General features: G+C 66.9%; 15 protein-coding genes and 1 tRNA gene. 10 read left to right on the forward strand and 6 right to left on the reverse strand.

Going from position 1 to position 17,615, the window contains the following annotated elements; genetic code table 11:
- Positions 1 to 41: 41 nt before the first annotated feature.
- Positions 42 to 2,564 carry a penicillin-binding protein gene (locus tag BW971_RS08905; RefSeq protein WP_076478901.1) on the forward strand — a complete coding sequence of 841 codons (2,523 nt, stop codon included), beginning with the start codon at positions 42 to 44 and terminating at the stop codon, positions 2,562 to 2,564.
- Positions 2,565 to 2,596: 32 nt separating this feature from the next.
- On the opposite strand, the gene BW971_RS08910 is transcribed toward BW971_RS08905, so the two are convergent.
- The gene (locus BW971_RS08910) at positions 2,597 to 3,091 is read right to left on the reverse strand and encodes a GatB/YqeY domain-containing protein (RefSeq protein WP_076478655.1); all 495 of its coding nucleotides are present in this window, start codon (positions 3,089 to 3,091) and stop codon (positions 2,597 to 2,599) included.
- A gap of 49 nt (positions 3,092 to 3,140) precedes the next feature.
- Between BW971_RS08910 and BW971_RS08915 the strand changes: the two genes are divergently transcribed.
- Together BW971_RS08915 and BW971_RS08920 are read left to right on the forward strand one after the other, a co-directional pair.
- On the forward strand, positions 3,141 to 4,103 hold the full coding sequence (locus BW971_RS08915; RefSeq protein ID WP_234974314.1) for a metallophosphoesterase: 963 nt from the start codon (positions 3,141 to 3,143) through the stop codon (positions 4,101 to 4,103).
- A gap of 101 nt (positions 4,104 to 4,204) precedes the next feature.
- Positions 4,205 to 4,278, forward strand: a tRNA-Pro gene (locus BW971_RS08920).
- Positions 4,279 to 4,429: 151 nt separating this feature from the next.
- Here BW971_RS08920 and BW971_RS08925 read toward each other — a convergent pair.
- Complete coding sequence (locus tag BW971_RS08925; protein ID WP_143690269.1) at positions 4,430 to 4,621, reverse strand: hypothetical protein; 192 nt, start codon at positions 4,619 to 4,621, stop codon at positions 4,430 to 4,432.
- Positions 4,622 to 4,787: 166 nt separating this feature from the next.
- On the opposite strand from BW971_RS08925, the gene BW971_RS21655 reads away from it, so the two are divergent.
- The 3 genes from BW971_RS21655 to BW971_RS08935 all read left to right on the forward strand — a co-directional run bounded on the left by BW971_RS21655 (position 4,788) and on the right by BW971_RS08935 (position 7,060).
- The gene (locus BW971_RS21655) at positions 4,788 to 4,952 is read left to right on the forward strand and encodes a hypothetical protein (protein ID WP_200799392.1); all 165 of its coding nucleotides are present in this window, start codon (positions 4,788 to 4,790) and stop codon (positions 4,950 to 4,952) included.
- Positions 4,953 to 5,084: 132 nt separating this feature from the next.
- The gene (locus BW971_RS08930) at positions 5,085 to 5,711 is read left to right on the forward strand and encodes a DedA family protein (RefSeq protein ID WP_076478661.1); all 627 of its coding nucleotides are present in this window, start codon (positions 5,085 to 5,087) and stop codon (positions 5,709 to 5,711) included.
- A 116-nt stretch (positions 5,712 to 5,827) separates the two neighbouring features.
- Positions 5,828 to 7,060 (forward strand): lipase family protein, encoded by a 1,233-nt coding sequence (locus BW971_RS08935; RefSeq protein WP_234974321.1) that lies wholly within the window; start codon positions 5,828 to 5,830, stop codon positions 7,058 to 7,060.
- A 92-nt stretch (positions 7,061 to 7,152) separates the two neighbouring features.
- Here the strand turns inward: BW971_RS08935 and BW971_RS08940 are convergent, their stop codons facing one another.
- A complete protein-coding gene (locus tag BW971_RS08940; protein ID WP_076478665.1) occupies positions 7,153 to 7,701 on the reverse strand; it encodes a hypothetical protein in 549 nt (182 codons plus the stop codon).
- A gap of 237 nt (positions 7,702 to 7,938) precedes the next feature.
- On the opposite strand from BW971_RS08940, the gene BW971_RS08945 reads away from it, so the two are divergent.
- The gene (locus BW971_RS08945) at positions 7,939 to 9,945 is read left to right on the forward strand and encodes an SDR family oxidoreductase (protein WP_076478903.1); all 2,007 of its coding nucleotides are present in this window, start codon (positions 7,939 to 7,941) and stop codon (positions 9,943 to 9,945) included.
- Between the two features lie 28 nt (positions 9,946 to 9,973).
- Here BW971_RS08945 and BW971_RS08950 read toward each other — a convergent pair whose 3' ends face one another.
- A complete protein-coding gene (locus tag BW971_RS08950; RefSeq protein ID WP_076478905.1) occupies positions 9,974 to 10,768 on the reverse strand; it encodes an HAD-IIA family hydrolase in 795 nt (264 codons plus the stop codon).
- Positions 10,769 to 10,944: 176 nt separating this feature from the next.
- Here BW971_RS08950 and xylB point away from each other — a divergent pair, with 176 nt between their 5' ends.
- Positions 10,945 to 12,339, forward strand: coding sequence for a xylulokinase (gene xylB, locus BW971_RS08955; RefSeq protein WP_076478667.1), 1,395 nt, complete (start codon positions 10,945 to 10,947; stop codon positions 12,337 to 12,339).
- 123 nt (positions 12,340 to 12,462) lie between these two features.
- Here xylB and BW971_RS08960 read toward each other — a convergent pair whose 3' ends face one another.
- Together BW971_RS08960 and BW971_RS08965 are read right to left on the reverse strand one after the other, a co-directional pair.
- Positions 12,463 to 13,953 (reverse strand): mannitol dehydrogenase family protein, encoded by a 1,491-nt coding sequence (locus BW971_RS08960; RefSeq protein WP_076478907.1) that lies wholly within the window; start codon positions 13,951 to 13,953, stop codon positions 12,463 to 12,465.
- 26 nt (positions 13,954 to 13,979) lie between these two features.
- Positions 13,980 to 15,023 carry an NAD(P)-dependent alcohol dehydrogenase gene (locus BW971_RS08965; protein WP_076478669.1) on the reverse strand — a complete coding sequence of 348 codons (1,044 nt, stop codon included), beginning with the start codon at positions 15,021 to 15,023 and terminating at the stop codon, positions 13,980 to 13,982.
- A 153-nt stretch (positions 15,024 to 15,176) separates the two neighbouring features.
- On the opposite strand from BW971_RS08965, the gene BW971_RS08970 reads away from it, so the two are divergent.
- Positions 15,177 to 16,172 (forward strand): sugar-binding transcriptional regulator, encoded by a 996-nt coding sequence (locus BW971_RS08970; protein WP_076478671.1) that lies wholly within the window; start codon positions 15,177 to 15,179, stop codon positions 16,170 to 16,172.
- Between the two features lie 134 nt (positions 16,173 to 16,306).
- Positions 16,307 to 17,611: an ABC transporter substrate-binding protein gene (locus BW971_RS08975; protein ID WP_076478909.1), complete on the forward strand. Its 1,305-nt coding sequence runs from the start codon at positions 16,307 to 16,309 to the stop codon at positions 17,609 to 17,611.
- The last annotated feature ends 4 nt before the right edge of the window (positions 17,612 to 17,615 follow it).

A 17,615-nucleotide genomic window follows, 5' to 3' on the forward strand; every position in this document is an offset into this window, starting at 1 on the left:
AGGGCCCGGTGCGGCGCGGGTGGGGACGTATCCTGGCCCACGTGTCAGATCAAACGGGCTCTCGTTCCAAGGCCCTGTGGGCGATCGCGGGCTGCTGCCTCCTCGCCGGTGTCCTCGTCGCGGGTTTGCTGTTCCCGGTGGCGAGCGGCGTCGGGTACGTCTCCAACAAGGCCGCGAGCACGGTCGAGAACGTGTCATCCGAGCTGGTCAACGGCACGGTCCCGGAAGTGTCCACGGTCACCGACGTGAACGGCGCCCCGATCGCCTACCTCTACGACCAACGGCGCGAGCAGGTCGGATACAACGACATCGCGCCCGACATGATCCGCGCGATCATCTCGATCGAGGACCGGCGGTTTCTCGAACACGACGGTGTGGACTGGAAGGGCACCATCCGCGCGGCGCTGAAGAACTCGTCGTCCGGTGAGGTGCAGCAGGGCGCGTCGACCCTGGATCAGCAGTACATCAAGAACTACCAACTCCTCGTACTGGCCCGTACCGAGGCCGACCGCGCAGCCGCCATCGAGACCACCCCGGCACGCAAACTGCGCGAGGTGCGGATGGCGTTGAGCCTGGAGCAGAGCCTCACCGAGCAGGCGGAGCGCGACAAGAACCTCAGCCCGGCCGCCGCGAAACAGGAGGCGAAGAAGGAGATCGTCACCCGGTATCTGAACCTGGTGCCGTTCGGCAACGGCGCGTACGGCATCGAGGCCGCCGCCCAGACCTACTTCGGCAAGCCCGCCAAGGCGCTGGACGCGGTGCAGGCGGCGATGCTCGCGGGCATGGTGCAGTCGAGCTCGGCACTCGACCCGTACACCAACCCCAAGGGCGTGACCGACCGCCGCAACCTGGTGTTGGACACGATGGTGCAGAACTTCCCGCAGCGGGCCGACGAGTTCCGTGCCGACAAGGCCAAACCACTCGGCGTACTGCGCGCCCCGCGCACCCTGCCGCAGGGCTGCATCTCGGCCAAGGACGCCGGTTACTTCTGTGACTACGCACTGCAGTTCATGGCCGAGAACGGCATCTCCCGCGACACCGTGCTGCGCGGTGGTTACACCATCCGCACCACCCTCGACCCGCGTGTGCAGAGCAGTGTGCTGCGCGCATCGCAGCGCATCGCCAGCCCCGATCTCGACGGTGTCGCCGACGTGATGAGCGTGCTGCGGCCGTGGACCCCGCAACGCCAGTCCCACGACCTGGTGGCCATGGTGTCGAGTCGGAACTACGGACTCAACCAGCAGCAATACCAGACCGTGCAACCGCAGCCCTATTCCATGGTCGGCGACGGCGCGGGATCGATCTTCAAGATCTTCACCGTCGCCGCGTCGATGGAGAAGGGTCTGGGCACGGCCACCACGCTGAGCGTTCCGCAGTACTTCTCGGCGCGTGGGATGGGTGACAGCAACGGGGCCAACGGCTGCCCGGCCAACTACTACTGCGTGAAGAACGCGGGCACGTACCCGGCGGCCCTGTCGCTGACGCAGGCATTGGCGACCTCGCCCAACACCCCCTTCGTGCAGATGCTGCAGACGGTCGGTGTGAAACCGGCCGTCGACATGGCGGTCCGGCTCGGGCTGCGTTCCTACGGTCAGCCCGGCACCTCCGGCCAGGGCGACATGAGCCTGGCCGACTACATCAAGAAGGGCAACTTCGGGTCGTTCACCCTGGGTCCGTTCGCGGTGAACGGCCTCGAGCTGTCCAACGTCGCGGCCACCTTGTCATCGCACGGCATGTGGTGTCCGCCCAATCCGATCGCCTCCATCACCCAGCCGAAGCGGGATCGCTACGGCAACCAGGTGATCGGACCCGACGGCAAGCCGGCCACGGTGCCGGTGCCGTTCGAGCCGCCCAAGTGTGAGCAGGTCGTCGAACCCGGGCTCGCCGACACCCTGGCCAACGCGCTGAGTCAGGACGACCGCGGCGGCGGCACCTCTGCCGGGGCTGCGGGCGGCGCCGGGTGGTCGTTGCCGCTGTCCGGTAAGACCGGCACCACCGAGGCGCACCGGTCGTCGGCGTTCCTCGGGTTCACCAACGAGTTCGCGGGTTCGTCGTACATCTACGGAGACTCCCCCACCCCCAGCGACATCTGCACCTCACCGTTGCGCCAGTGCTACAGCGGCGACCTCTACGGCGGCAACGAACCGGCCCAGATCTGGTACCAGGCGATGCAACCCATCGCCACCATGTACGGCCCCATACATCTGCCGGAGCCCGATCAGAAGTACGTGAACGGCAGCAACAACGGTCAGGTCCCCGACGTCACCGGACAGACCGCGAGCAGGGCGACGGCGACGCTGCAGGAGGCCGGGTTCAAGGTCAACCAACTCACCACCGACAGCGGCGCGCAACAGGGGACGGTGGCGTTCACCTCACCGTCGGACACCGCCATCCCGGGCAGCACCATCACCATCTACGTGAGCACCGGACGGAGTGCCACACCGGCGCCGCAACCCGGCAACTCCAACGGCGGGGGCGGACCCGCGCCCGCCGTCGGTCCCCCGACGACACTGCAGATCCCCGGCCTCGGACCGATCGTCATCGGCGGCAACAACGGCGGCTGACCGGCGATGGTTCCGCCGGGTGGGCCTGTGGGTCACCGCAGTCGGGCACGCACCGCGGTGGAGAGCCGTTTGCCGTCCGCCCCGCCGGCCGCGAGGCCGGTCGCGACCTTCATGACCTGGCCCATCTGCCGCATCCCGGGTGCCTCACCCGTCTCCTCGGTCACCTGCGCGATCGCCGAGTCGACGATCGTCGCGACCTCGTCGTCGCCGAGTTTGGTGGGCAGATAGCGGCTGATCACCTCGGATTCGGCGCGTTCCTTGTCGGCCAGCTCGTGCCGACCGTTGTCGGCGAACACCCGAGCACTCTCGGCCCGCTTCTTCTTCTCCCGCGTCAGCACGGTGACGATCTCGTCGTCGCCGAGTTCGCGCGCCTGCTTCCCGGACACCTCCTCGGCGCCGATCGCGGCGAGGATCATCCGCAGGGTGCCGGTGGTCAGCGTGTCCTTCGCCTTCATCGCGGTGGCGAGGTCGGCGCGGATCCGTTGTTTGCTCCCGAGCTGTTGATTCTCAGCTGACTGTTCGCCCATGGCAGCAGACGCTACGCCGCGGGGTCGCCGACGTGCGTATCCTGAGGTGGTGGACCCAGCTGTCAATCGCACCGCCGCCCGCGCCGCGGCGGCGACGGTCGGTCTCGGCGTCGCCGGACTGACCTACGCAACGGTGATCGAGCGCAACGCATTCGTCCTGCGGCACAACACCGTATCCGTGCTCGAACCGGGGGCGACGCCGCTGCGGGTGCTGCACATCAGCGACCTGCACATGACCCCCAATCAGCGCCTGAAACAGGCCTGGGTCTCCGAACTCGACGCCCTCGAACCGGACCTGGTGATCAACACCGGCGACAACCTTGCGCACCCGAACGCGGTGCCCGCGGTCGTCCAGGCGCTGGGCGGCCTGTTGTCACGGCCGGGTCTTTTCGTCTTCGGGTCCAACGACTACTTCGGCCCCAAGCCGAAGAACCCGTTCAACTACTTCCAGAAGGATCACAAGCGTGTCCACGGGGAGCCGTTGCCCTGGCAGGACCTCCGCGCGGCGTTCACCGAACGCGGATGGCTCGACGCCACCCACACCGTGCGCGAACTCGAGGTCAGCGGGGTGCGGACCGTCGCGGCCGGGGTCGACGACCCGCACATCGGCCGTGATCGCTACGAGACCGTGGAGGGCAGGCCCAATCCGTTGGCGCACCTACGACTGGGACTCACCCACTCCCCCGAGCCCCGCGTGCTCGACCGTTTCGCCGACGACGGTTACGACCTGGTCCTGGCCGGACACACCCACGGTGGTCAGTTGTGCCTACCCGGATACGGGGCGCTGGTTACCAACTGCAACCTGGACCGCTCCCGGGTGAAGGGAGTCTCCAGCTGGGGATCGACGATGAAGCTGCACGTCAGTGCCGGACTCGGCACGTCACCGTTCGCACCTGCCCGGTTCTGTTGCCGACCCGAGGCCACCCTGCTCACCCTCACGCCGGTGTCACACGGTGACGCGACGTTCGAGGAGGCGCAGTCGCTGCCGCCGTTGGCCGCCGAGCGGCGCTGATCCCCAGCGGAATTCTGATCCCGGTGTGATTTTCTGACCTGCCGATTTAATCGGAGCGCGGGTCGGGGGGTACGCTATTTCAGGTTGTCGCGAGATGACCACGGGGTATGGCGCAGCTTGGTAGCGCGCTTCGTTCGGGACGAAGAGGTCGTGGGTTCGAATCCCGCTACCCCGACAGAGGAGAAGGGCGAAGCCCGGATCCGATTCTGATGTGACAGGAGAAGGGCGAAGCCCGGATCCGTCGACAGATGTGTTGGTTGAGACACAGCAGAGGCCCTGATCGCGGACACGCGGTCGGGGCCTCCTCGTATCCGGTGGTGGTCAGCTCATCCCGGATACGCCCGCTGCAACGCCCGGATCTGGTGACGCACCTCGTGCAGGTCCCGGCGTCGGCTCGCATTCTCCATCCGGCTCGCGGGAGTTCGTTCCAGTTCGGCCACCAGACGGTCGGCCATGGTCTCGAGTTCGTCGATGAGACGCATGGCCTGTGCCAGCGAAGAAGGATCCGTGTCCGTCATCGTTTCTCGTTCCGCGGTCTCGGCGCCGCACATCACCGGGCTGAGGTGATGGGCGACGAGATTGTAAGCACGTCCGGCTCGTTCGCATGCGCACTCGCGGTGACTCCCGGTGGTCGTCGGCCACGCGGCCTCGACTGTTCATCTTCATCGGCTATGGTCCCGGCTCGTGAAGCTCGAAGACCTCAACAAGCGCGCGCAGAAGGTCGGTCTGCACGTCGCGGCCGGCAAGCACAAGGACACGTTCAGCGTGAGGAAAGTGAAGAACGGCAAGCTGGTCGCCAAGAAGATCAGCGCCGACGAGGTGCTGGACATCATCGACGACCGCAAGTAATCCGCCTAGCCGGGTCGGGTGAGTGACCACCCGGGCGGCCCCGGGACGTGACCGACTGTGATCGGTGGGCACCACCTACGCTGAGAGCGCCGCCGAACGGTGGCCCGAGCGAACGTTCTCAGGAGGTGCCCCGTGTCGTCGATCCTCGATCACATCCTCACGATCCCGGCGGTGTACGTGTACCTGATCGTGGCGCTGTTGGTGTTCGCCGAGGACGCCATCTTCGTGGGTTTCGTCATCCCCGGGGAGACCGCGGCCGTCATCGGCGGTGTGGACGCCAGCCGCAGTCATGTCAGTCTCACCCTGATGATCGTCATCGTGGTCGTCGCCGCGATCGCCGGTGACAGCGTGGGCTTCGAGATCGGCAAACACCTCGGCCCTCGGGTCCTGGAGATGAGGATCCTGCAGAAGCACCGCACCCGATTGGACAAGGCGCAGGACTTCCTCGCCCGCCGTGGCGGCTGGGCGGTTTTCCTCGGTCGATTCGTTGCCTTCTTCCGTGCCGTCATGCCCGCACTCGCGGGGATCGCCCGCATGCCCTATCGACGGTTCCTGCCGTTCAACGCCCTCGGTGGACTGGTCTGGGGTGCCGGGTTCGTGGTACTCGGGTATCTCGCGGGCAACTCCTACGAGACCGTCGCGAAGACCGCAGGACGCGGCACCGCCATCGCCGTCGCGGTCATCGTGATCGTCGGGGTGATCATCTGGCGGGTCCGGACCCATCTGCACGAGAAGTCGACCGAGAAAACTGCAGGCTGATCCGGACAATTCACCGACTTCGGTGAATTGTCCGATGCACGACCGCCGTCCGAGCCTATGGTCACCTCATGTTCACACGACGACGGTCGACGGTCCTGGGTTCGGTGGTCACCGGAATGGCGACCTGCCTCGCCCTGTCACTCACCACCTCACCGGCCACGGCCGCCCCCACGCCCGCATCCGCGTCACCGGCGTTCTATGTCCCGCCCACGTCGCTACCCGCCCCCGGTTCGGTGGTCCGCACCCAGCCGTCACCGCTGTTCCTGCAGATCCCCGGGGTGGCCAACAGCTTCCCGGGTACCGGCCGGCGCATCATGTACACCTCCACCGAGGTCGACGGGTCCCGCACGGCGGTCACCGGAACTCTGATCAACCCGAGCGCGGCGTGGACCGGTCGGGGTGCTCGCCCGACCGTGGTGCTGGCACCGGGGACCATCGGTCAAGGCGACCAGTGCGCACCCTCCAAGATGTTCGACTTCCCCGTGTCCGTCGACCTCACCAAGCCCACCATCGGTGCGAACTACGAGTTCCTCTTCGCCTACCTGTTGCTCACCCAGGGGGTCCGGGTGATGCTCACCGATTACATCGGGTTGGGCACACCGGGCATCCACACCTACGTGAACCGGCTCGAGGAGGGGCACGCCGTTCTCGACGGTGCTCGGGCCGCGCTCGCCGCCGACAAGCTACCCGCCGGTAGCCCGGTGGGCTTCTGGGGGTACTCGCAGGGTGGCGGCGCGAGCGCATCGGCCGCCGAACTCGCCTCCGGTTACGCACCCGAGCTCAACGTGCGCGGCACCTACGCCGGCGCCCCGCCCGCCGACCTGTCCAAAGTGGTCAGTGCCATCGACGGAACCTCGATCGCCGGCGCCATCGGCTACGCGATCAACGGCCTCGTCGACCGCTACCCGCCGCTGAAGACAATCCTCGGCGCCGAGACCAACGCCACCGGACGGGCCGCGCTGGCGGCCACGTCCACCCAGTGCATCGGTGACTCCGTGCTGCAGTTCGGCTTCCACCGCACCAATGAGTGGATCAGGTCCGGCAAGTCGCTGTCACAGGTCCTCGCCGCCCATCCCGAGGCGCAGCGCGTGGTCGACGAACAACGTATCGGCACGCTCAAGCCCAACGCCCCGGTACTGGTGGACACGGGGATCAACGACGACGTGATCCCGCACGGACAGGTGATGCAGTTGGTCAGCGACTGGCGCCGCCAGGGCGCGAACGTCACCGTCATCACCGACCGCACCCCGGCCATCTTCCCCAAGCTCGCCGTCAACCACGTGTTGCCGGATCTCTTTGCCGCGCTGCCCGCGCTGCAGTTCATCCGCGGTCAGTTCGACCGGAGCTGAATCGGGTCCACCGCACCACACAGCCCGCACCGCACGGCACCGCCCGCGACCAGTGGTCGCGGGCGGTGCCGTGTGGTGGGGGTGAGCCGTGGTCAGCTGACCGCGGTGACCTGCGGCGCGATCGCGGCCGGGGTGTGAACCGGTGCGGTGAGCCTGGTGCGGGCCTGGATGATCAGAGTGCGTCCCAGCACCATGGTCAACGCCCAGATCACGAAGAAGGGGGCCACGGTGTCGACGGAGATGTGGTGGGTGATCATCTGCACGCCGAACCAGTTGTGGAAGCTCGCGACGTTCTCCACCGACCACACGAACCCGAGGCGAGCGACCACCGCGATCAACCAGATGGCCACGAACCCGAGACCGCAGCGAGTGGCGAGGTTGCCGTCGGAGGTCCGCACCACGCGGGTCACGGCGGCGGCGATGCCTGCGAACACGAGACCCACCGCGGCACCGACCGCGTAGACCCGCAGTGACGTGGCGTCGGTGGGCGCGTCCTTGAGGTAGAAGTAGCCGACCCCGGCGACCATCAGCAGCGGCCGGATGATGGCCTTGGCGGTCAGAGCGTGGGTGCCGTACTGGGTGAGAACGACGACGGTGAAGATCCCGCCGCTGATCAGAAGGGCCTGAACGAAGTCGGACATTGTGTGCTCCTCGGTGTCGGTGCGTTGTTGCTGATGGAAGAGAACTCTGCGCCGACCGGGCCGCGATCTGATCGGCCCACGGGTGGAGGTTCGGGTGGAGACCGCTCTCTCCACCCGTCCACCTGATCAGTCTCGGTTCGCCCGTATCGATACGCCGGTTTCGATGCCCGCCACCCGGTCGATGGGACAGGATGAGCTGCGCGGGCAATGCAGTCGAACAGGTTTGAGGAGTCATCCGTGTCCACCTACATCGTCACCGGTGCCACCGGATTTCTCGGTCGCCGTGTCCTCGAACGGCTGTTGCAGCGTGAACCGGATGCGGTCGTCCACGCTCTGGTCCGTTCCTCGTCGGTACCCAAGGTCGAACGGCTGGCCGCGGATCTCGACGCTGGCGATCGACTCCTCCCCCTGGTCGGTGACCTGACCGAGCCAGGTCTGGGACTCACCGAGGACCCACCCGCGGCCGACCACGTGATCCACCTCGGCGCCGTCTACGACATGACCGCATCCGCCGACCAGTCGCAGGCAGCGAATGTCGACGGCACTCGAGCGGTGATCGATCTCGCGCTGAAACTCGACGCCACCCTGCACCACGTCTCGTCGGTGGCCGTGGCCGGTGACCACAGGGGGATCTTCACCGAGGGCGACTTCAACGTCGGACAGAATCTGCCGTCGCCCTACCACGAGACCAAGTTCATCGCGGAGAAGATGGTCCGCGGGACACCTGGATTGCGGTGGCGGGTGTACCGGCCGGCCATCGTGGTGGGCGACTCACGGACCGGCGAAATGGACAAGATCGACGGTCCGTACTACTTCTTCACCGCGCTGCGTCTGCTCGCCCGGCTACCTGCTCTGCTACCGACTCTGGTGCCCGACATCGGGGCCACCAATGTCGTGCCCGTCGATTACGTCGCGGACGCGATGGTCGAGCTCGTCCTCGGTCGCGGCCTCGACGGGCAGGCTTTCCACCTGGTCAATCCGCGACCGCAATCGACCCGGGAGATCTACGGGGCGCTGGCCGCCGCCGCCGGTGCGCCGATGGCCGTCGGCTCCATCCCGTCGGTGGTCGCCGAGCCGGCGTTGCATGCCGCGGACCTACCGGGGGTGAAGATCGCCCGCGACCTGATACTCGACCAACTCGGCGTCCCGCCGGTCGTCATCGATCATCTGACGTTCCCGTCCGTGTTCGACTCCACCCGTACCCAGAAGCTGCTGTCGGGTTCCGGCATCACCCCACCCGACTTCGACACCTATGCCGGGCGGCTCTATCGCTACTGGTACGCACACCTGGACCCGAATCGGGCACGACGGCCCAGTGGCTCCGGACAGTTGGCCGGGCGGCACGTGATGATCACCGGTGGGTCGTCGGGTATCGGCCTGGCCACCGCACACAAGGCGGCCGCGCGCGGTGCCGTGCTGCTGCTGGTGGCCCGTGGCGCCGAGGATCTGCAGGATGCGGTGGACGGCATCCGCGCCGATGGTGGTGCGGCATACGGATACCCGTGTGACATCACCGACGACGAGTCGGTCGCGTCGATGGTCAAGAAGGTGCTCGACGAACACGACCACGTCGACTTCCTGGTCAACAACGCAGGGCGGTCCATCCGGCGCGGCATCGTGCACTCACTCGACCGGATGCACGACTTCGAACGCACCATGTCGGTGAACTACTTCGGCGCGGTGCGCCTGATCCTCGCACTGTTGCCCAGTATGCGCGAACGGCGGTTCGGCCACATCGTGAACATCTCGTCGATCGGCGTACAGACCAAGGTCCCCCGCTTCGCCGCCTATGTGGCCAGCAAGGCCGCGCTGGACGCGTTCAGCGACGTCATCTCCTCGGAGACCTTCGACGACGGGATCACGTTCACCTCGGTGAAGATGCCACTGGTGCGGACCCCGATGATCGCGCCGACCACCATCTACCAATCGATGCCGACGTCGTCGCCGGATGAGGCCGCCGACATGGTGATACGAGCGATGGAGAAGCGTCCGGTCCGTATCGAGACACCGGTCGGTACCATCGCCGAGTTCACCGGGCTGTTCGCCCCACGGTTCCGTAACCTGTTGCTACACCAGGCGTATCGACTGTTCCCGGAGTCGAGTGCGGCCAAGGGCGAGAAGCCAGTCGAGAGCGCATCCACCCCGTCCGACGGTGGCTCGGGTGGTCGGACGGCGCTGCCCGCGCCGCAACTGCCGCCCACGGCCAAGCGCATCGCGCGATTGGTGCCGGGCATCTACTGGTGAGAGGTCCACGTCACCTGGCGGGTCAGCGTCACGACGTCGCCACCTCCGTCGGCGGCAGCTGATCACGGAACGGATCGGCGACATGGCCGAGCAGGTCGGCCACCGAATCGATGACCAGTGTCGGTCGGTACGGATACATCTCGACCGACTTCCGGGTCGAGATCCCGGACATCACCAGAATCGTCCGCAATCCCGCCTCCAGTCCGGCGACCACATCGGTGTCCATCCGGTCACCGATCATGAGCGTGGTCTCCGAATGCGCGCCGATCCTGCGCAAGGCGCTGCGCATCATCAGCGGGTTCGGCTTGCCGACGTAGTACGGTTCCCGACCCGTCGCCCGAGTGATCAATGCAGCGACCGACCCCGTTGCGGGCAACGGCCCGTTCACCGATGGGCCGGTGGCATCGGGGTTGGTCGCGATGAACCGTGACCCCGAACCCACCAACCGGATGGCGGTGGTGATGGCCTCGAACGAGTAGGTACGGGTCTCGCCGAGCACTACGTAGTCGGGTCTGCTCTCGGTCAGCACGTACCCGATCTCGTGGAGCGCGGTGGTCAGTCCCGACTCGCCGACCACGTAGGCCGAGCCTCCCGGACGTTGCTCGGCGAGAAAGGTGGCCGTGGCGAGCGCGGACGTCCATATCGACTCCTCCTCGATGTCGAGTCCGGTGTTGAGCAACCGGGCTCGCAGGTCGCGGGGTGTACGGATCGAATTGTTCGTCAGGACGATGAAAGGGATCCCGGCCGAACGGAGTTCGGTGATCAATTGATCCGCACCGGGTATGGGCTGCTCCTCGTGGACCAAGACCCCGTCCATGTCCATGAGGTAGTTCAATCCGCCGGCGGTGTCGCTCGTCGTGGTGGTGTCGTCGGTCACACATCCAGTGTGCCCGGTTCCGCCGCCCGGCGGTGGACATCGCACGTCCCGAACCCCGGGATCGACACCGGAAAGATGGTTACCGTGGACCACGGGAGTCATCCCGAAGCGTAGGAGGCAGTATGACGCCGGTCGCCGGTATCGATTCGTCCACCCAGTCGTGCAAGGTGGTGGTCTGCGACGCCGAGTCCGGTCGGGTGCTGCGCACCGGATCATCCGCCCATCCCGCGGGTACCGCCGTCGATCCCGAACGGTGGTGGGACGCGTTGGTCCGCGCGGTCGACGAGGCGGGGGGCCTCGACGACGTCGCCGCGGTGTCGGTGGGTGGCCAGCAACACGGGATGATCTGTCTCGATGACTCCGGTCGTGTGGTGCGAGAGGCATTGCTGTGGAACGACACCCGATCGGCCGACGCCGCAACGCACCTCGTGAGCGACCTCGGTGGACCGGAGAGGTGGGTCGACGAGGTCGGCGTGGTGCCCGTCGCCGCGATCACCGCGGCGAAGCTACGGTGGCTCGCCGATCACGAACCCCACCACGCCGACGCCACCGCGGCGGTGTGCCTCCCCCACGACTGGCTCACCTGGCGCCTCAGAGGATCATCAGATCTCGCCGCACTGACCACCGACCGCAGCGACGCCTCGGGTACCGGATATTTCTCCGCGCGCACCACCACCTATCGCACTGATCTTCTGGAATTGGCGCTCCGGGGCCGTAGCCCACACCTGCCCGAGGTCGCCGAACCCGATGCCACCGTGGGACGAACCGCATCCGGAGCGATCGTCGGACCTGGAGCCGGTGACAATGCCGCTGCCGCACTGGGGCTCGTCGCCGAACCTGGCGATTGTGTTGTCTCACTGGGGACGTCCGGGGTGGTGTCGGCGGTGACTAACACCGCACCCCGTGATCCCGGAGGGCTGGTGGCCGGATTCGCGGATGCGACCGGTCGACAACTGCCGTTGGTCTGCACCCTCAACGGCGCGCCCGTCCTCGCGGCGACCGCCTCCAGCCTGGGGGTGGACCTGTCCACGTTCTCGGAATTGGCATTGTCGGCGGAACCCGGCGCCGGCGGTCTGGTGCTGGTGCCCTACCTGAACGGCGAGCGCAGTCCCAACCTGCCCGCGGCCTCAGGTTCGTTGCACGGAATCACCTCGGACAACTTCATCCCCGCCAACGTCGCTCGCGCCGCGGTGGAGGGGCTGCTCTGTTCGCTGGTCACGTGCATGGAATACATCCTCGCGCAGGGCACCGCCGTACATCGCGTGATCCTGATCGGTGGCGGGGCACGCTCGTCGGCCGTACAACGCATCGCACCATCGTTGTTCGGTCGGCCGGTGACCGTGCCGTCGGCCGCCGAATACGTGGCCCTCGGCGCCGCCCGTCAGGCCGCGTGGGCGTATTCGGCCACCCTTCCGGACTGGCGGTCCGCCGACCGCGCGGAGTTCACCGCCCCGGCCACCCCGGAGGTGGTCGACCGGTACCGCGACGCCGCCGAACTGACCCTGACCCGGCGATAGGTCGTGAACCGGGTCTCACCGATCGTCGGCCAACAGTTCATCGAGGGTCTGTCGTGCTGTACCGCGACAACTGCGGGAAATCGGATCTCCCGCAGTTTCGTTCCGAGAGCTCCGTCCGGCATCTCAACGCGGATCGGGGTGGTCGAGCAACTCCCCGAGGGTCTGTCGTGCTCCTCTCGCGCGCAGTCGGTCCAACGCCCACAGATACGGTCGGACGAAGTGGTTGTCGTCGACCAGGTCGCCGAACAGGTCGCGGTTGCCGATGAACGCGAGCGGGTCGTGTCGTGACCGGCGCGCCAGCGGCACCAACATGTCGGCCAACGGGTCCACGACCGTGATCGGCGCCCCGTGCTCGTCCACGCCTTCGGCGTACCGGGTCCACGCGGCGACGACCGCTGCGGACAGTTGTACGGCGCGACCGGCGGCCAATTGTTCGCGGACCACCGGGACAAGCCATTTCGGGATGCGGTCGGAGGAGTCCTGACACAGCCTGGCGATCGTGTCGGCGATCGCCGGGTTGGAGAATCGGTCGATCAGTGTCGCGCAGTAGTCGTCGAGGTCCACCCCCGGCACCGCTAACAGGGTCGGCCTGCCCTCCTCGGCCATGTACCGCTGCAGCAGTTCTCGGATCAACGGATCCGATGCCGCGTCGTGGACGTACCGGTACCCCATGAGGTGACCGAAGTAGCACAGCGCCTGATGGCCGGCGTTGAGCAGTCGCAGCTTCATCAGTTCGTACGGGGCCACGTCGTCGACGACCTGTACCCCCACCGTCTCCAGCGCCGGGCGGCCCATGGAGAACGCGTCCTCGAGTACCCACTGGGTGAACGGCTCCGCCACCACCGGCCACCGGTCGTCCACTCCCGTGCGATCGACCACCTCGGCCCGCAACCCCGAGGGTGTGGCCGGGGTGATGCGGTCCACCATGGAACTCGGGAAACGGGTGTGCGCGGCGATCCAGTCGGCGAGATCCGGATCCTTGAGCCGCGCGAACGTCTCGAACGTCCGGTGTGCGACCTCGCCGTTGCCCTGGATGTTGTCGCACGACATGACGGTGAACGACTCGACTCCCCGATCCCGTCGACGGCGCAGGGCCTCGGTGACCAGGCCGAAGACGGTGACCGGGGTGGCGCCCGGACGCAGATCGGCCACCACCTCCGGGTCGGACGCGTCGAATTCCCCTGTGCTCGGGGCGAAGTTGTATCCACCCTCGGTCACGGTGAGCGAGACGATCTGTGTCTGCGGTGACGCCATGGTCTCGATGACCCGCTCTGGATCGTCGGGGGCGTACAGATAATCGACGATGGAACCGATCACCCCTGTGTCCGTGTTCCCGTCCGGCGACTTCAGCGTCAGGGTGTACAGACCGTCCTGCGCGTGCAGGGCGTCGCGCATCGCGGCGTCGCCCGGGCGCACCCCCACCCCGCAGATCGCCCAGTCGCGGGCGGTGGGGTCGGTGGCGAGCAGCCGGTCGAGGTACATCGCCTGATGGGCACGGTGGAACCCCCCGACCCCGACGTGCACGATTCCGGTGACGAGTTCGGTCCGGTCGTATCCGGGTGTGCACACGGAGTCGATGATGGGCAGCGTGGCGTCGGACAGTTCGATCGACATGGTCTGGACTCCCTGGTGATCACTCGTCATCGGACACCGCTCCACGTGCGGTCGTTCAGGCTGTCGGGCACACCGCCGGGGTAGACGACCGCCTTGACCGCACCGGGTATCCGGTCGGCCGACAATGCCGCATCGACGTCGTCGAGGTCGAATCGGGCGGTGACCATCCCGTCGAGATCCACCCGTCCCGACGTCACCAACTCCCTGGCCACCGGCCAGGTGTTGGCGTACCGGTACACCCCGGTGAGCATGATCTCGCGGTTCTGGATCAGTGACACCGGGAGTTCCATCACGTCGGCTCCCATTCCCACGAGCACCACTGTGCCACCGGGCCGAACGTGCGCTATTCCGGCCCGGACGGCGGATGGCGCACCCGAGGCGTCGATGAAGGCGTCGAAGCCGTTGCCTGCTGCGGCGTGGTCGGGCGCCGGGGTCTCGGTCGCACCAAAGGTTGTGGCCAGGCAACGACGTTCGGCGCTGATGTCGGTCACCGCGATGCGGGTCGCACCCGCGACGCGGGCCACCTGCGCGCACAGCAGACCGATCGGTCCGGCTCCGGCGATGAGCACCGACCCGCCGATTCCCACACCCGCCTTGCCCACCGCGGCGATACCCACCGACAGCGGTTCGAACAGCGCGGCGGCCTCGTCGCTGACCGAGTCCGGGACGGGATGCGCGAAGGCCGAGCCGATGGTGACGTACTCGGCGAGGGCACCGTCCACCGGAGGCGTGGCGAAGAACCGCACATGCGGGCACAGGTTGTAGTCACCGCGACGAGATTCGGCCGTGTCGGGGTCCGGGCGTTGCGGTTCGATCGACACACGTTCCCCCACACGTCTCTCGTCGACCCCGGCACCGACGGCGACGATGCGGCCAGAAGCCTCGTGTCCGAGCACGATCGGCGCGGTCACCACGTGGTCTCCGATCCGCCCGTGCCGCTGGTAGTGCGCGTCGCTGCCACACACTCCGACCGCGCTGACCCGAACCAACACGTCCCCGGGACGCGGTGCTGGAACCGGTCGTCGCTGCACGGTCAGCGCACCGCCCGGGTCGAGAACGCTTGCCCGCATGTCTGTGCCGATGCGGTCACTTTTCGATAGCTGTGTTGCGTACGTCACACTCGCGATGGTAGCCTCATGAGCAGAAGTTTCGCTAGTGAACATTTGCTCACCCAGGTGTTCCCGGCGCCGGCGACGAGGCCATTCCATCGAGCGAGGAGCGACGTGCCCGATCTTCCCGTACGCGCGGTGACCGACTCCGGTCACGATCTGCGGCTGTTGGTACGGGCCGCCACGATGTACCACCTCGAGGGCCTGACCCAGGCCGAGATCGCGGCTCGGCTGGGTGTCTCGCGGCCGACGGCCGGCCGACTGGTCGCCCGCGCCCGTGCTCAGGGTCTTGTGCAGGTGAGCGTGGCCGCACCCGATCATCTCGGTGGCTCGATCCACCCCGACACCGAGCGTGCGGTGGAAACCGAGTTCGGACTCGACGAGGTGCTCATCATCGACGAAGCCGCCGACGGCACGCCCACCGGTGACGCCGCACTGGGCCGAGCCGCGGCATCACTCCTCGCGCGCCGCATACAACCCACCGACACCTTCGGATTCACGTGGGGCCCTGAACAGGTCGCCGTCGCCGACGCGATCAGTGCCCGCAACGCGTCGTGTCGACGGGTGGTGCAGATGGACGGCTCGATGACGTCGGTCGATTATCACACCGGCGTCGATCACGCGTTGGCGCGCTTCTCCGAACGCCTGCACGCCCAGCCGATGCGCCTGGTCGCACCGCTGTACGCCGATCGCGAGACCGTCCTCGCCATGCGTCGTGACTCCATCCTGTCGCAGGCACTGCTCGCGGCCGAGCAGGCCGACATCATGCTCTTCGGTGTCGGTTCGGTGTCCACGTCAACCACCCTGTTCGAGGGAGCGTTCATCGACAGTGCCGTACTGGGTGAGTTGTCCGAGCTCGGTGCCGTCGGTGAGATCGGCGGCCGCTTCTACGACATGCACGGCGTGCCCGTGCCGTCCACGCTCGTCGACCGCACCGTCTCGGTCTCCCTGGACAAGGTGCACGACTGTTCGACGGCCGTTCTGGTCTCCGGTGGTGCTCACCGCCAGGAGTCCATCCTCGGCGCGCTGCGCGGTGGGTTCGCCACCATCCTGGTGACCGACTCGGACACCGCGCAGTGGCTGCTGTCCGCACAGAAAGGTCAACGGTGACTGCACATCAACACCGTCCACGTCCCGCCGGGCCGCGTCCGCGGGTTCGCACACTGTTCGCCCGTCTGGCGCACCGCCGGAGCGGTTCGCGCGGGCACCGTCGCCGCCTGGCCGCCACCACCTGCCTGGCCGTGATGGGACTGGTCGCAACCGGTTGCGCGGGCGCGGGCTCGTTCACCGATGGTGGCGGTGATTCGGTGACCATCGCCTTGGTCTCCAACTCCCAGATGACCGACGCCATCTCGCTGTCACACCGCTTCGAGAGCGAGAATCCCGGCGTCAAGCTCCGTTTCGTGACCCTGTCGGAGAACGAGGCCCGAGCCAAGATCACCGCCTCGGTGTCGACCGGTGGGGGCGAGTTCGACGTCGTGATGATCAGCAATTACGAGACCAAGATGTGGGCCCAGAACGGCTGGTTGGTCAACCTCACGCCGTATATGTCCGCCGATCCCGACTACGATGCGAACGACTTCATCCCCACCCTCAAAGACGCTCTCTCGTACCAGGGTTCGATGTACTCGGCACCGTTCTACGGTGAGTCGTCGTTCCTGATGTACAACAAGAAGATGTTCGCCGACGCGGGTGTCAGCCTGCCGGCGAAGCCCACCTGGCCGCAGGTCGCCGAGGCGGCGAAGAAGCTGAACCGCGGCAAGGTGTCCGGCATCTGCCTGCGCGGTAAGCCCGGCTGGGGTGAGGTTCTCGCACCCCTCGACACGGTCATCAACGCTTTCGGCGGCCGATGGTTCGACGAGAAGTGGAACGCGCAACTGACCAGTCCTCAGGTCAAGGACGCGGTGAGGTTCTACGTCGACACGGTCCGGCGGTACGGGGAACCCGGCGCCTCCTCGTCCGGCTTCCAGGAGTGCGGAAACCTGTTGTCGCAGGGACAGACCGCGATGTGGTACGACGCCACCTCGGCGGTGTCGGTGTTGGAGAGCCCCGACACCTCGACCATCGCGGGCAACGTCGGTTACGCCCAGGCACCGAGTATGGCCAAGGGGGACAACGGCTGGCTCTACACCTGGTCGTTGGGCATTCCCTCCAGCAGCAAGAAGAAGGACGGCGCCTGGAAATTCATCCAGTGGATGACCGACAAGAAGTACATCAAGACCGTCGCCGATCAGCTCGGCGCCAGTCACGTACCGCCGGGCAGCCGGTTGTCGACCTACGATCTCCCCGCCTACAAGCAGGTGTCCCAGGCATTCGCCGAGCCCACGCTGTCCGCGATGAAGGCCGCCAACCAGTCCAAACCGTCGTTGGAGCCGGTCCCCTACACCGGGGTGCAATTCCTGGCCATCCCCGAGTTCCAGGATCTGGGCACCCGGGTGAGCCAGCAGATCAGCGCCGCGATCGCCGGTCAGATCAGCGTGGACGACGCACTCACCCAGTCACAGACCTACGCCGAAGCCGTGGGCAACACCTACAAGAACGAGAGGTGACCGC

The organism is Williamsia sterculiae, assembly GCF_900156495.1.
GTDB lineage: Bacteria > Actinomycetota > Actinomycetes > Mycobacteriales > Mycobacteriaceae > Williamsia_B > Williamsia_B sterculiae.